General features: G+C 56.7%; 5 protein-coding genes. 2 read left to right on the top strand and 3 right to left on the bottom strand.

Going from position 1 to position 15,871, the window contains the following annotated elements; genetic code table 11:
• Positions 1 to 41: 41 nt before the first annotated feature.
• Positions 42 to 2,342, top strand: coding sequence for an exo-beta-N-acetylmuramidase NamZ domain-containing protein (locus EI77_RS10865; RefSeq protein WP_133795289.1), 2,301 nt, complete (start codon positions 42 to 44; stop codon positions 2,340 to 2,342).
• Between the two features lie 2 nt (positions 2,343 to 2,344).
• Here EI77_RS10865 and EI77_RS10860 read toward each other — a convergent pair whose 3' ends face one another.
• Both EI77_RS10860 and EI77_RS10855 read right to left on the bottom strand, forming a co-directional pair.
• Positions 2,345 to 3,781 (bottom strand): shikimate kinase, encoded by a 1,437-nt coding sequence (locus tag EI77_RS10860; protein WP_133795288.1) that lies wholly within the window; start codon positions 3,779 to 3,781, stop codon positions 2,345 to 2,347.
• Complete coding sequence (locus EI77_RS10855; protein ID WP_133795287.1) at positions 3,778 to 5,100, bottom strand: N-acetylmuramoyl-L-alanine amidase; 1,323 nt, start codon at positions 5,098 to 5,100, stop codon at positions 3,778 to 3,780. The genes EI77_RS10860 and EI77_RS10855 overlap by 4 nt, the downstream gene beginning before the upstream one ends.
• A 50-nt stretch (positions 5,101 to 5,150) precedes the next feature.
• Here EI77_RS10855 and EI77_RS10850 point away from each other — a divergent pair, with 50 nt between their 5' ends.
• Positions 5,151 to 5,972 (top strand): TIGR00282 family metallophosphoesterase, encoded by an 822-nt coding sequence (locus tag EI77_RS10850; protein WP_133795286.1) that lies wholly within the window; start codon positions 5,151 to 5,153, stop codon positions 5,970 to 5,972.
• An 84-nt stretch (positions 5,973 to 6,056) separates the two neighbouring features.
• Here the strand turns inward: EI77_RS10850 and EI77_RS10845 are convergent, their stop codons facing one another.
• The gene (locus EI77_RS10845) at positions 6,057 to 15,707 is read right to left on the bottom strand and encodes a choice-of-anchor I family protein (protein ID WP_133795285.1); all 9,651 of its coding nucleotides are present in this window, start codon (positions 15,705 to 15,707) and stop codon (positions 6,057 to 6,059) included.
• Positions 15,708 to 15,871: the final 164 nt, after the last annotated feature.

The raw sequence follows: 15,871 nt of genomic DNA, 5'->3' as shown, positions 1-15,871 counted from the left end.
GGAGATTGACTCTGCGTGACCTGTCCCCTTTGCTAGGGGATATGCGTTTCCTCCTGCTGACTGCCGTTCTTCTGCTGCCTAGTTTTTCGCAGGCGCAGACGTTCAATGCGCAGGCCCTACAGGCATTGAATGAGGTCGTGACCAGGGCGGTGGAAAAAAAGAAACCCGCAGGGGCCGTGCTATGGCTGGAGCATGGTGTGGAAAAACACACGCTGGTGAGTGGGACGAGGGCGCTGGAGCCGACGACCGAGGCGATGACATCGGATACCGTCTTCGATGCTGCCTCATTGACCAAAGTAGTGGTCACCGCCCCCGCTATTCTGCTGTTGAGCGAGCAGAGCAAGGTGGACATTGACGCACCCGTGCACCGTTATCTGCCGGAATTTACGGGTCATGGGCGTGATCTCATCTTCGTGCGACATTTGCTGACGCATACCTCCGGCCTGAAACCCGGCATCCCCCAGGACCCAGCCTGGACTGGATATGAGGAGGGCATCCGCAGAGCGCTGGAAGCGGTGCCTGATGCCGCACCGGACACTTTTTTCCGATATAGTGATATTAACTTCATTTTGTTAGGCGAGATCGTCAAACGCACGGGAGGTGACAGCCTGGACAGTTTTGCACAAAAGAATCTTTTTCAGCCTCTAGGGATGTCCTCCACTCGTTATCTGCCGCCGGTTGAATGGCAGCCACGCATCGCCCCCACGGAGAAAGATGCAAATGGGGTGATGCTGCGCGGTGTGGTGCATGATCCTACGGCGAGGCGCATGGGTGGAGTGGCAGGACATGCAGGCTTGTTTACCTGTGCGGAGGATCTGGCCAAATTTGCCCGCATGATCCTGCGCGGCGGTGAGCTGGACGGGGTGCGTATCTTCAAGACTGAAACGCTGGAACGCATGAAACGGGTGGAAACGGCTGCAACGATCTATGAAAGGCGCGGGCTTGGCTGGGACATCGAATCGCCCTATAGCAGACCTCGTGGCGAGATCTTCCCGGTCGGTTCGTTCGGGCATACGGGCTTCACGGGGACGAGTCTTTGGATGGACCCGTATTCGAAAAGTTTCGTGATCTTTCTCAGTTCGCGCCTGCATCCGCAGGAAGGCGGTAGCGTCAGGGATCTGTATGAGGAAATCGGTACGGCTGCGGCCAAGTGCATCCCTGAATCGGCTTTCCAGGAAGTGACTGGGGCTCTGCCAAAGCGAGGTGAAAAGGAAGTACCGACCGTGCTCAATGGCATCGACGTTTTGAAACGGAACGGCTTTGCTCCATTGAATGGACTCAGGGTAGGATTGATCACCAACCAGACGGGAATCGACGCCGGGCGGTCAGCCACGATCGATCTTCTTTACAACGCACCCAAGGTGAAGCTGCGCGCATTGTTTAGCCCTGAGCATGGCATTCGCGGAGCGGAGGACAAGGACATGATCCAAGACTCAGGGGACCGGAAAACCGGGCGGCCTATCCACAGCCTCTATGGAGAAAGACGTGCGCCGACGGAGGAGCAATTGGCAGATCTGGATGCGCTGGTTTTTGACATTCAGGACATCGGCTGCCGTTTTTATACTTACATCTCCACCCTGCGGCTGTGCATGGAAGCGGCGGCAAAGGCGGGTAAGAAAATCTTCGTGCTCGACCGGGTAAACCCTATCGGAGGCGTGGCCATGGAAGGGCCTGCGCTGGTGGATAAGGAGGCTTTTACGGCCACTCATGCCATCCCGATCCGCCATGGCATGACGGTGGGAGAACTGGCAATGATGATGAACGCTGAACGCGGTATTCAGGCGGGTTTACAAGTGATCCGCATGGAGGGCTGGCGGCGCGATTTGCTCTTTGATCAGACCGGTCTTCCCTGGATCAATCCTTCCCCCAATATGCGCAGCCTGGAGGCGGCACTGCTGTATCCCGGCATCGGATTGCTGGAGTTTTCCATCAGTGTAGGTCGGGGGACGGATACACCTTTTGAAATTCTGGGCGCACCTTATGTGAATGATCTGGCGCTTAGCCATGAACTCAACAAGCTGGGCCTGACGGGTATACGCTTTATGCCCGTGCGGTTTACCCCCACAGCGAGCATCTTCAAAGACCAAGCCTGCGGCGGGGTGCACATTCAGATCACTGATCGTGCGGCCATGAAACCCGTGCAAGTGGGCATCGCCATCGCTACCGTTTTCCAGCGCTTATATCCGAAGCAGTTCGACCTGGAAAAAGTGAATACCCTGCTTAATCACACCCCTCTTTTAAAAGCTGTGAGGGAGGGCAGGAACTGGCGCGAAATCTCTGGAATGTGGACTGGAGAAACCACCGACTTTGAGTCACGCCGGGCGGCAGTGCTGCTGTATTGAGACTAACAAGCGCGGCGCTGGGCGAAGAAGATGCGCGCGCTTTCCGCCACTCCATAGGCACTTTCCTGCTGGCTAAGCTCGTCCGTCTGAATGCGCAGATCCGCCAGCTGTTTATACAGCGGTTTGCGCTCGCTCAAAAGACGTTCCAGCTTGACCAAGGGCGGCTCTTCTCCGCGTAGGAGAGGGCGGTCATTGTTGCTGGCAGTGCGGCGGGCCAGGAGCTTTGGATCCGCCTCCAGCCAGGTAATAAAACCCAGATGCTGAAGCAGCGGGCGGTTACGCACCTGGGTGATGATGCCACCGCCCGTGGCGATGACGCAGTGACGGCAGCCTAACAAACTGCGTAAAGCCTCCGATTCCCGCAACCGAAAGCCATCTTCTCCTTCTTTGGCAAAGATTTCCGGAATGGAACAGCCCGCCTTTTCGATGATGAGATGATCGGTATCTGCAAACTGAAATCCGAGCATGTGCGCCACCATGCGACCCACGGTGGATTTGCCACTGCCCATGAGACCAATGAGAACGATGTTTTCTGCCCGAGGCAGACGGACTTCCCCGCCATCCAGGACGAGTTGCAGAATGGACGCGGACAGTTGAGGATCATCCCGCAGCGCATCGAAGTAATCAGGATACTGCGGCGCCCAGCCAGTGGCGCGGAGCTTGGCATTCGAGACCTGTTTATGCGTCCAGCCACGTTTGCGGTCTGGATCAGGAGCCTTCTCTTCGGGCACCGGGAGGTTGAACAACAAGGCCAGTCTTTCCAGACAAGCCCGCTGGGTCATCCGGGCATCATCCACCACATTGTAGATGCCGGTATGCCTGTGGGTGATGAGATGCACCAGGGCAGCAGCCGCATCATCGGCATGGATCTGATTGAGCAGGCGGCCATCGGGGGCGCTGGCATTCACTTCGATGCCGCTCTTCCCTTCCAGCAGATTTTTCAAAACAAAGGAGCGGCCGGGACCATAGATGCCAGCCAGCCGTGCTACAGCACCGCCGTGATCCAGCGCCAGTTTCTCGGCTGCCAGCAGGAGGCGCCCGGTTTCCTTACCCGGATCTGCGGGACTGGATTCATCCACCTCACTGCCATCGGTCTGCGGATAGACGCTGGTGCTGCCGGTATAGAGGGGGAAAGCCTGGGGAAAGGCTGCCAACAGATTTGCCATCCCATTCACATAGACCGCCTGGTACATTTCAGCACCGCCTTTGCCTGAACTGGCACAATGAATGAAAGCATCTGGGACAGTCACATCACGCAGTGTCTTCACCGCCTGTGCATCACTGACATCACAAGCCACCACGCGCCACGGCTTGAGCGCCGCCAGACGCTCTGCCGAAGAAGGCGAATGGGTCACGCCCACCACCTCATGCCCGGCGGCATGAAGCAGATCGGCGGTGCGCTCACCGACGAAACCGCAGCCAACAATGAGCACTCTCATGGGCGGCGCTGGTTTTGATAATAAGACAGAAGGCCCTGAACGATGCCACGGACATAATCCTCCAAGGCACTGCTCTGCAAACGCCCGGCAATGAGGGTACGGCCCACGTAATGCCCGGCCAGCAGGCGGCGGTAGGTTTCCTCATGGTTCATGACAAAGGGCTCAAGATAGACGACGGGACATTGATACAGACGGTTAGCCAGCAAGTTCCGTGCATAAACATACGGGTTCGTTCCTGCCTTGCGCGCATTAGGCGTCGTATAGATATAGGCAGGCAGTCCGGTGACGCGGGCCATCCCTTCCGCGACGGCATTGGCCAGGGGGATTTCTTCTTCATGCACACGGTTGAAAAGCCGGGTCAGCATTTCATACCTCACATCCTGCTGTTCCAATTCCACCGGGGCATAACAGCCGTTGACCAAGACATGCAGATGATTTTGAGGGGAAAACTGGGGCGCATTCGACGGTCCCCAGGCCTCCGCATTCAGATGCAGGCATAGGACGATGTCCGGCTTGATCTGGCTATTCACTTTTTCAGCACGGGCATGGATTTCGCTGACACGGTAAAACAACTTTTCCGTCTGCCATTGCACAGTCAGGATTTTGGCATCGCCCTGCAAACCGGCATACGTGGGCAGAGGGGCCAGGATGCCATGCTCTTTCAGCGTATCCTGGGCCAGTCGCTCGAAGTCCGCCGGACGTTGTTCAGTCACGGGCTGCGCTTTGTCCCGCACGAGGCTGACACGAGCCCCTAGAGCCTTGAGCCGCTCAGTTAAAACCTGGGCGGTGAGGAGGGAAAGATCCCCTTCACGGATGCTTTCACCAGGTTTGAAACTGAGGAACCGTTCCTCTATTTGGGCCCACGCCCCGCCGATATGCCCCGGATCCAGCGCAATATGCAGATCACTCAAGGGCGGGCGCCCGCGCAAAGGCGGCAGGTCTGCCGCACGCCGCCAGGAGGCCTCTGGAGCCACGCCCTCTCCTGCGGGCTTGCGGAAAGGCAGGACCAAAGTGGGGTCCGTTGGGTCTCCCGTGGGGACGACCAGTTCATCTGGGGTGATATCGAACGGCGGAGGCAGCCCCATCTCTGGCGAATAGATCTCCTGCCATGCATTCTGGAATTCATCCCGTGTCAGCGTACCGGCATAGACCTTCAGCTCTGCCCAGTCCGGCTCTTTCCCCAGAGGGCTGACTTTAGCAAAACGAAGTGGATCAGGCGGCAGCGTTTCAGGGGCAGGTACCACCTGTGCAGAGGCAGCAGACGCACTGCCAAGCAGGGCGGCGAGCCAAAACCGGCCATTTTTGAAAAGGAACAACATGCCTGCATCCTAGACTTGATGCGCCCCGGCATCATCTACTAAGTGCAGCCATGTCTGAAGCTGCCGCCGAACCGACCCCTGAACTTTTCCGCATTCTCTTCCTGGGCGACGTCGTGGGCGAGCCTGGGCGAAAGGCCGTGGCCGCCCTGCTACCCATCTTGCGGGAGGAATTGCAGGTGGACTTTGCCATCGTCAACGGGGAGAATTCCGCCGGGGGAAGGGGCATTACGCCCAAGATCGCCATCAGCCTGATGCGCGCCAAAGCGGATGTCATCACCACCGGAGACCACATCTGGGACCAAAAGGAAATCATCCCCTTCCTCTATGATGAGCCTCGTCTGCTGAGACCTCTGAACTACCCTGAAGGTGCGCATGGCAAAGGCACCCTGGTTTTGCAGACCAAAAAGTGCAAGGTAGGGGTGATCAATCTGCAAGGGCGCACCTTCATGCGGGATGCCCTGGAAAATCCATTCACGGCCGTGACCCAGGCCGTGGAGGCCATGCGCCAGGAGACCCCGGTCATCTTTGTGGACTTTCATGCCGAGGCGACGAGTGAAAAAGTGGCCATGGGCTGGCACCTGGACGGCAAGGTGACCGCTGTCGTGGGCACCCACACCCATGTGCCTACGGCAGATGAACGTGTGCTGCCGAATGGCACCGCTTTCCAAAGTGATGCTGGCATGTGCGGCCCGCTGGATTCCGTGATCGGCAGCCAGATTGAGCCCGTGCTGGAAAAATTTCACACCCAGCTACCCGCCAAGTTCGGCGTGGCGCGCGGACCAGTGCGCCTGAACGGTGCCCTCATCACCCTGGATCCAGCAACAGGCAAGGCGGTCTCGATCGAACGAATCGCCCGCACCTGGCACGATTAAGCGCAGGACTCCGCCAAGCGGAAGATAAGATCCAAACAAAAAAGGGCCGCCGGAAATCCGGCGGCCCCAATCATCTTTCAAGTATTACTGCTCCAGCAGAATCGAAGAAGTGCGGAAGGCACCACGACGGCCAGCCACAGGCACCTTGATCAAGCCACCTCCGATGATGCTGCCAAACGTGTCATCCTGAAGAATGACCCCGGTGGCAGCGGCTTTGCCAGCGATGTTGGCCGTTCCGATTGGCAACGTCAGTGAGCCGCTGAAGCCTCCATCCGTCTTGCTCATGAGGCCGGTCCAAAGGACGGCTAAAGGAGGAGCGGTGGTCGTCAGTTTAAACCGGGTATCGAGGGTGAATTCAACCGGCAGCACTGGTGAATTGTTCGGAGCTTCATTGGAGATGCCGCCACCTTCAATTTCCACACCCATGACACTGCCAGCGAGGCCCAGTGAAGCGCTCAGTTCAGCCGATGTTTTGACCGGGATGAATTTGCTCGTCTTCGCTTCCATCGTCATCGGTGAGGCGAAACCGGCTTCATATGCCAGCTCTCGGACATCGGCGACCTTCATCCACTGCAATCCGTTTTCCAGGCGCTGCGGGAGATTCAACGGCTGGCCCAGATTCCCCAGCAGCATGATGCCACCCACATAGGAGGCCTTATTCTTGTAAGGCTGGGACCAGACCAGGGCCTGGCCAGTGGCGGAGAGGCGCAGGCTCATGGTGATGCTTTGGGCATCTCCTAAAAGACCTTTCAGGCTCACCGCACCCGCTTTGCTGACGCTGCCCTTGGCCCAACCCTGCCCAGCTGGATAATCCACTCCGTTTTGCGCACCGGTATCAAAGACACTGACGATTTTTTGCACCGCCGGTGGGTTGGCATTGGCAGCAGCCATCCTGAATCCGCGCTGGGTGCCCGTCTCAGCAGCGGCTGAGTAGGTGCCGGTCACCAGCGGAGAATTCGTCGCCACTTCAAGCTGGGCCGTAAGGGCCGGGATGGTGCGTGAGGCAGCGAAGGTGAGATTAATCACCGCGATGTTGGAACCGGGTGTCAGGCTAAATGTACCCTTGGTGGAGCGGCGGGATGCACCCGCATAGTCCAGCGTGGCGCTGAAGGTACCTGCCTTGGAGACAAAAACACGTATTACACCCTTTGGCTGGGCGGGAGAACCAGTTTCAAGCAACGCCTCATAATTCCCCAACAGAGCGGCAGGGAACGGCGTGACACTCAAATCCAATGCATAGGAACCCACAATGGTTTTGCCATTCTTGACCAAGATTTGGAGTGCGTAGTTGCTGGCATTCCCCAGGATCTGGCCTGTGAGCTTGCCCGTGACAGGATCAAACTTCAGACCAGGGGGCAGTTTACCCACAATAGACAAGGTATTGCCAGCACCTGCCAGGCTGCTGAGGTTCATATTCACATTTTCACCCACCCGCAGTCCTGCATTCGGATTGCTACCATAAGCCAGTTCTTCCACATCGGTCAGGCCGTCACCATCAGAATCAGCCGTGATCTCCACAGGCACCAGGACATCCTCACGGAAGTTCAGATTCTGGATGCGGAGATCCGCCGAGGCAGGCGTATCGGCCACATCATAAGCCGTCTCAGGCGTTGGGTAGCGGGCGCTGATGTAAGCCGTAAAGGCCTGCTGCTCACCCAGCGGATTTTCAGGCAATTGGGGCACGACGGTGAAGTCCAGAGCTTCATTCGTAATGACCGGACCCAAAGACCCATTCGTGAGGATGTAGCGGAAGTTGCTGCCATTGGCCTTCATCGGATAACTGTCTCCGCCCTGAGCCATGAAGTTCAGTGTCACAACACGAATCACAGGCGGTGCGACGAAGCTGAAATACCCATCCTTGTAGAGCGGCATCACCACGACATCATTTTCGTCAATCAAGGCCATGGAGGTGATGCGGTTGCCGGCAGGCAGCGTCGGGTTCCAGGCAAAGGCAACGCCTGCAATATGCGGGAAACGCCCCTGGTTAGGCCACAGGGCCACACCATGCTCCAGAATAGCCTTCAGGCCCTGGGCCGTGGTATCAAAAGCCATCAGGCGGTTGTTGAAACGAAGCGCGTTCTCCACGTCCAGTTGGGAGATTCCACCCTCGGGCTTGTTCACCGCCGGATTGGCCTGCGGAGGCAGTTTTTCGGAGCTTCCAGGCTCGCTGGAAACCGCGCCAATCTGGGCACGAATGCCTCCACCGTTTTTCACGGAAACGATAGGGATGGTATTTCCAAGGATGGCACGCAGGGATTGGCTGTTCGCATCCGCCGTGATATTACCCAGATTCGTTTCCTGGCTGCGCACAAAGCTGCGCTCACCTTCCAGATAGACCGAGGTATAACCATAGACCTGACCATCCTTGATGTTGATCACGTTCTGGACGGCGTCGGTAATGGCCTTCACCCCGGCACCCTTGGTGCCAGGAGCGAAAGCGGTGGTGGCCAAGTTTTCTTCCGTGGTATTCCAGGCAGCGGCGACGTTGGCAGCCGTGGAGGCATAGGCACCATTGGTGGCGATGCGGTCATCCAGATTGGAGACGATGACTTCACCAGCCTCATCAAACTCCACCGTCAGGCGGCCCAGGTAGGTGTATTCATTGTCCGTGTTGATGATGAGGGTTGGCTTGCTGTCCACACCGGCCGTGATGACGGGGTAGGTATCGGCAAAGTCGGCGGAATGGCCCGGGAAGGCCACGGCCACATCGTCTTCATCACCCAGGCGGGTGTTGGACCCGGCAGCGAGGATGATGTCAACCCCAGTCAGCTTGGTGGCCAAGCTGCGCTCATTGGTCAACTGCTGCAAATGGGAGAGCAGCACGATCTTGTTCACCCCTTCAGCGATCAGTTCATTAATGTATGGCTGCACCTGGCTGGCCAGCAGATCCATGTCATCTACACCCGTAGTGCCCGCAGGGAACCCTTTTGCAAAGGTGCCGCTAGGGGACGAAATGCTCCGTAGAAGTTGCGTAGTGACACCGACCAGACCGATTTTTTCACCGCCTTTGGTGATGACCGCAGTCGGCACCAAGCGGCTCTTCACGGACGATGCTTCCGGCACCGCAGTGGTCGTTCCGTTCAGAGGCACATTCGTAAATTTAGCGTTCGCTGCCGAATCCGCCGAGTAATCAAGGTTGGCAGAAATATGGGGGAACTGCGCACCGATCCAGGTTCCACTGCTTCCAATGGCATCCATGAACACGTTGGATCCCAGATCCCATTCATGGTTGCCGATGGCGGAAGCTTCCACACCGATGATGTTATGCATCGCAATGTCTGGACGGGCAAAAGCCGTGGCACCGATGGAAGGGACACTGCTCAGAGAAGGGTCCGTCCCTGCGTTCAAGAAGGGGCTTGGGATGAAGTTATCACCGCCGGAAAGGATCAGCGTATGGGTATACTGATCATCAAAGGCATCTACCAGAGCCGCCAGATTCGGGGCAGTCTGGGGAGCCAGCAGCCCGGCTTCACCATCCGCCAGGTGGAGGAGCTGGAGAGTGAAGTTTTCCGGCTCTACCGAGAACAGAGTCATGGTGTTGCTCGTCTCATTGGTGACTGCAATCATGGCTTTACCGTTCGCCGAATTTTTGGCGGAGATAAACTGGATGCCTTCAGGGTTCAGGTCTTCAGGGAAACTGACCAGACCGGCACGCGTCACATTTCCTGGGTCTGTGACATCATAGACAACGATCGTGCGATGACGCTCCAGTCCCACAAAGGCATAGGTCCGACCATCAATGACACCGATCTCGATGCCTTCCGGCTCAGGGCCCTTATTATCACTGCGACCGTCATCGAACTGCGGTGCGCCGATAGCTGCCATAGTCGTCTCGAGGTCGTCCCCGCTGTCATAGATCATCTCTCCGTTGGAATCCAAAATGGAGAACGAACGCGCACCATACATAAGGATGCGGTCCACGTTTCCGTCATTGTTGGTATCGCCACGCAGACCGGGCGAGTTCGAAACCGTCAGCCTGCCTAGGCGTGCATTCGTTTTCAGAGTGGCGGCGTCAGGGAACACCTCTGGATCCAGAACATAACCGCCATTGCCGACGGTGATCGTCTCAGTCGGGCTGGTGATGAAATCGTTGCGGTCATCACCTTCATTGGCAATCACGTAGTAGGTTTCTTCGCCAACTTTGAATGAGGCGATGGAATCCGGCATGTAGAGGCCAAAGACCGGATTGCCCGTGGTCAGATTGATCAGATTGCTATTTTCAGGACCGTCACGATCGCTGAAATCAGCCAGCAAAGTGGAGAAGTCCTTTTCACCCAAAGCTACCACCGAGGTGAAAGTAGCGGTGGTGATATCCAGAACAGCCACGGCATTGGCCTCCTGAAGAGTGACCATGGCCTGGGTGCTGTCGGCGGAAACTGCCAAATACTCCGGTTCAAAATCCAGCGATGGCAGGCGCAGCACACCATTTTCCTCAAAGATACGGACGCCTTCGGCTTTCAGAGCCGCGGCTTGTGAATCAAAGGCTGTGAATCCGGCAGTGGCTACCGTAGGTGCGGCAAATCCACCGGAGACATCAATGATGCTCACCGTACCTGGATTTGGATCAGTGCCATTGAGCTGGTATTCACCCTCATCAGCGGTCAGCACCTTGCTGCCATCCGGGCTGAAGGTGATGTGGTCCGGCAGATAGCCCACCTGCACTTTGCTGATGAAGGAACCATCAACAGCATTCAGGAAGACGACATGGCCGCGCTGGGTCTTGTCGGCATTTGGGACTGCTACGGCGACGGTACCGTTAAACACATCCACACTGGTTATATCCGATGAGCTCAGGCTGATCGGAGCTTCGGTAAAGGTCAGTGTCGTCAGCACAGCAGGAGCCGCAGGGTTGCTGATATCCACAACCTGAAGACCTGCACTGCATGTCACGAACAGGCGTCGGCTGGCTGCATCATAAGCGGAGATTTCAGCACCAGCGAGTGGCAGCGTCGCAAGACGGGCCATCTTGAGTGGCCCCTGAGTGAGAGTCGGGGTGACAGGTGCCACATCGACTGTTCCAGGAGAGCCCAGGTCTGTGCCTACAGCCGCCTGAAAGCTGCCATAATTGCTGCCTGTAGCAAAGGTATAGCGCGGGGTCGTGCTGCCGGAGGTCGGCACCCAGATCAACGCCACACTATCGGCTCCAGTTGTGGCCCCAGCAGATGGACCTGCGTGGCCACCTACCGAAGAGCTTCCATCTTCACGCGTGAACTGGCCAGCGGCAAAGCTGAAGAAAAACAGCTCATTACCACCGTTGTCAAATAACGACACGCCATCGTCCTTACCAAGTCCAGGACCACCCACCGTTTGGAATACTTTCACGGTTTCCTCAATTCCCCACCAAGCCCGGAAGGCCGACGGAGAGATCACTGTAAAGATCACGGATTCACCTGCCTCAATGGAGGCGCCACCGGGCAAAGCATAGGCCGAAGCCGCAGCAGCAGAGCGATCCTTGTCATGCCAGCTGTAGCCGGCCAGATCCACAGTCTCTTCACCAAAGTTGGTCAGTTCCCAGTAATCATTTACACCAGAAGGTGCAGTCGCAGACTGGTTAGACTGTACCTCTGTCAGCCTCAGGCTGGTCGTCACGACATCCGCATCGTCATTAACGGTCAGGTTGAACGTGCCCGAGTTTGCATCTGTGGCAGTGGCCGTAATGATGACTGGCTTGTTTCCATCCGGGAAGCTGTCGTCGATGGCAGTGACATCAAAGCTGGCAGAGTCCTCGCCAGCCAGGATCGTCACTGTGGCAGGAACGGTCGCCTCACTGGTATCACTGGACGAAAGATTCACCACCAGTGCATCCGTGGTATCGCCCGAGCGTGTGACCGTAGCCGCTGCTGCTGGATTCACAGCGCTTTCAGAAAAGGATGTCGGCGTAATGTCCAGCGTCAGGCTCAGTGATGCCGTCACACCCAGCCCGGTAGTGCCGGGAGAACCAATATCCAAGGTGCTGATGGTAGAAGCGAATGCCCCAAAGGTGCCTGCGGTTGCCGCAGTATAACGTGGCGTGTCAGTGCCAAAGGTAGGATCCAGGACCAGTGCCTGAGAATCCGCACCTCCACCCGAAGCGCCTGCATGCCCGCCCTCAGCATTAGATCCATCGGACTGCATAAAACCATCCACATTGTAAGAAAAATAGAGGATCTCATTGCGACCGCTGTCATACAAGGTCAGCCCATCGCCTTTACCCAGGCCTGGGGCTGAAACTACGGTGATGACCTGCACAGAGTTGCTGATGCCCCACCAGGAACGGAAGCTCTCGGCAGTCATGGCAGTCAGAATGATAGACTCACCTGCGGCGATGGAGGTATCAGAAGGAATTGTAACTCCGCTGGCAAAAGTGCGTGCACCATCGGTCCACTTCCAGTTGCTGAGGTCCACGGCAGAGGTGCCCGCGTTAGTCAGCTCCCAATAGTCTTCCGACCCGGCGCTGACGGGATTCGAGTGAACTTCAGTCAGGAGAAGCTTGTATCCCGGATCCAAATCACCGTCGTCATTGACTGTCACATCAAAGCTACCTGCATCAGCACCACTGGCCGTCGCGGTCACAGTCACCATGATATTGCCATCAGGATAGCTGTCATTGATCGCCGTCACATCAAAGCTGGCGGATTCTTCGCCTGCAAGGATGGTCACCGTGGCAGGAACTGTGGCCTCGGAATCATCGCTGGACACCAGGCTCACCACCAGGCTGTTGAGGGTGCTGCCAGTGCGGGTCACGGTGCCTGTCGCTGCTGGATTCACCGCGCTTTCAGAAAAGGTGGCTGGGGTGATATCCACGGTTAAAGCCAGCGCAGGGCTTTCCACCGTAGCTGAGCCTGGAGAGCCGATTTCATTAGCATCATTGACCGCTGCGAAGGCTCCGTTGACACCCACGACACTCAGTTGTGAGATCTCTGCATTGTTTAAACCGACCGCATTGTCAAAAGTTGGAAGAGAAGGTCCGCCCGGGGAATCTGCAAAGTATACACTCGCCTTCAGAACATTTTGACTGTTGTAGAGGTTCACCGCATCACCATCCCCGCTCAAACCAATGCTACTGCCCGTGTAGCTGCCGAGTTTGAGACCTGCAGGCGGATTGTCTCCGAACCAGGTGGAGAGGAAGACAGCACCTTGTGTTGCAAGGTCGTCGGTTTCCATGAAGATCACCGATTCACCAGGCGCGATGCTGGTAATGCCATTCAGGGCCAGCGCCGCAGCCGGGGACTCTGTGCTGTCATCCACCTTCCAGCCGGTGATGTCCACGGCCTGTGCCATCGTGTTGGTCACTTCAAACCAGTCCGCGTCCACAGGACTGCTGCTGGACCAAGCGGCCACTTCGGAGATAAACAGGCTGCCTACGCTTCCTGGAGAACCAATCTGTGCGGAATCACCTGCGGCAACAAAAGCTCCATTCACACCTGCCACGCTTAGCAGGGAGATCGCCGTATTGGTCTGCCCGGCTGCATTGTTAAAGGTCGCATAAGAAGGACCGGAAGGGGAAGCGCCGAAGGTCACATTGGCCTGCAAAACACCGCTGCTGTTATAAAGATTGAGCGCGTCGCCCCCAGTGCTGAGGCCGATGCCCGAGCCTTCATAACTGCCGATCTGCAGAGCCGCAGGAGGATTTGCACCAAACCATGTGGATTCAAACAATGCCTTTATGACCGCAAAGTCTCGCGCATCTTTTTCAATAAAGACCACAGATTCACCTGGAGCGATGCTGGTGATACCGCTGAGTTCAATCGCCTGTGCAAACGCATTCGAATTGTCATCCACCTTCCAGCCCGTGATGTCCACAGTCGTGGAGCTCGTATTGGTAAGCTCGAACCAGTCACCCGCCACAAGGCTGTTGCCGCTGGACCAGGGAGCCACTTCGGAGATGATGATAGCAGGAAGAACAGGTGTCTCATCCACCAGATCTGTCACGGTCAGATTGTAGCTGACTGTCGCATCTGGAGTTGCACCAATGGAAACATCATCCAGCTCGACGGTAACACTATAACTAGTCTTGGTTTCGTAATCCAACACCGTTCCCGCCTTGATGAACAAAGCACCGGCGACGATTTCAAAAAAGCTGGCATCATCACCGCTCACGGTCAGTGTATTGGTTCCCAGCCCGTCATCAGTGATGGTAATGTCCGCCACTTTGACACGAATCGCGGTGTTGCTGTTTTCCACGATGGAATTGACCGGATTGGTCAGTGCCACCGCAGTCGGTGCCTGATTCGGCTCGGTCGAGGGAGAATAAACCCAAAGCTGCGGATGGTCGATGTTCCCGCCGCCGTTTTCACTGACGACGTATAGATTGCCCTTGCGGTCCATTGTCAGGCCTTCGTGCTGCTGAGCTGCTGCGGTCAGCGGATTGCCCAGATCGGACTGAATTGTCAGCGTGCTGGAGATGTTGCCAGCCCGGTCCACATTAACAATGTTGGCTGATTCCTGACTCAGCACCAGCAGGTTGCCAGCCTGAGCCCGTCCATTCAGGATGGGGAGGTTGGAAAGCGCGAACACATCCGCTACGTCCAACATGCCCAGCAAGGCCGGATCAAAAAGGTCGGTGGAATTTTCAGTGGTCGGCGAACCGTTCGTAGCGGTGAGTGCATCAAAATCAATCTCCGTCTGAAAGATGCCAATGGGGTCAATTTCTTTCAGGCAGATATAGCCACCCGTCTGGGGGTCGAAAGAGAGACCTTCCGTGCCGGTATTGGGGACAAAAGTTCCCAGCTTCACGGTCTTTGTGCCACTGCGGCTCAGGGTGGTATTGGCAGCATAAGTAAACAGGACGACCTGGCGGTCACGCTCTTCAGTCATCACAAACTGATTGTTTCCGATGTAGGTGATTCCTTCCGGATCATAAAAGTCTGTGTCCTGCGGGCTGTTGCCTTCTGCCAGTGTCATGGAATCAATCAGCTCGCCGGTCTTCGAGACCTGCACGATGGATGTGCCACCATCAGCGCAGATGAACAGAGTATCCGTGTCCCAGTTATAGGTGACGCCAGAGGCTTCCTGGGCCAGCAGGCTGGTGTCGTCAGGCGGCGTGGTCCGCGTTGGCTCAGGAAGGTCATAACGACCGACCCGGACATACATGGAAAGATCCACGGAAGTCGGCAGCCCAGTCACCCCCGGTGAACCATCGTCCCCGGTCGCTGTGAAACTGCCGAAGTTGCTACCGTTCGCCGCTGTATAGCGGGCCGTCTCTGGAGTCATGCCTGAGGTCGGATCCCAGATCAGAGCATCCGTGGCCACACCACCTGCAGATAAGCCAGCGTGCCCACCAGTAGAAAGATCTCCGTTGGATTTGGTGAAGCCTCCGGCATCATAATTGAAGGTAAACAACTTTGTTCCTACGTTGTTAAAAAAGGCGATTCGATCCCCCCCAGAGAGGCCGGGCGAACCAGTGGTGGTAAAGATCTTGACCGTTTCTGAAATGCCCCAGCGCGTACGAAACGTCGCGGCATCCACACCCGTAAAAATGACGGATTCACCCCCTGCGATAGAACTTCCAGCCGGCAATGCCCAGGCGCTTCCGGTAGCGTAGCTTTCGCTATCATCATCCCACGTGTATCCAACCAATGATATCGTGGCTAAACCAAAGTTAGTGAGTTCCCAGTAGTCGGCAGCGGGATTCGCAGACTGGTCGGATTTTACTTCAGTGACGAGCAACTGCGCCTTTGCCGATGAGGCAAAAGCACCAAAGCTCAGCGCCAGGGCGAGCGCTGCGAGCGGCAGACTTTTGAAAGGTGATTTCATGGAGGATGACTTGGGTTGCGCCTCCCGCAGCTAGATCACAAGGAACGGCAGCAAAAGACGGAGGGGGGGATAGTGACGGCCTCCGCTTAAAGCCCTTTGCGCCCCGGACTCCAGCGCGGCTGCGCAACAATTCCGCCACCTTTAAATTTGTTACGCTTCTTGTT

The organism is Prosthecobacter fusiformis, from assembly GCF_004364345.1.
In the GTDB taxonomy this organism is placed as follows: domain Bacteria; phylum Verrucomicrobiota; class Verrucomicrobiia; order Verrucomicrobiales; family Verrucomicrobiaceae; genus Prosthecobacter; species Prosthecobacter fusiformis.
The sequence above is the reverse complement of the archived record's forward strand: the minus strand, read 5'-3'. Positions and strand labels throughout refer to the sequence as shown.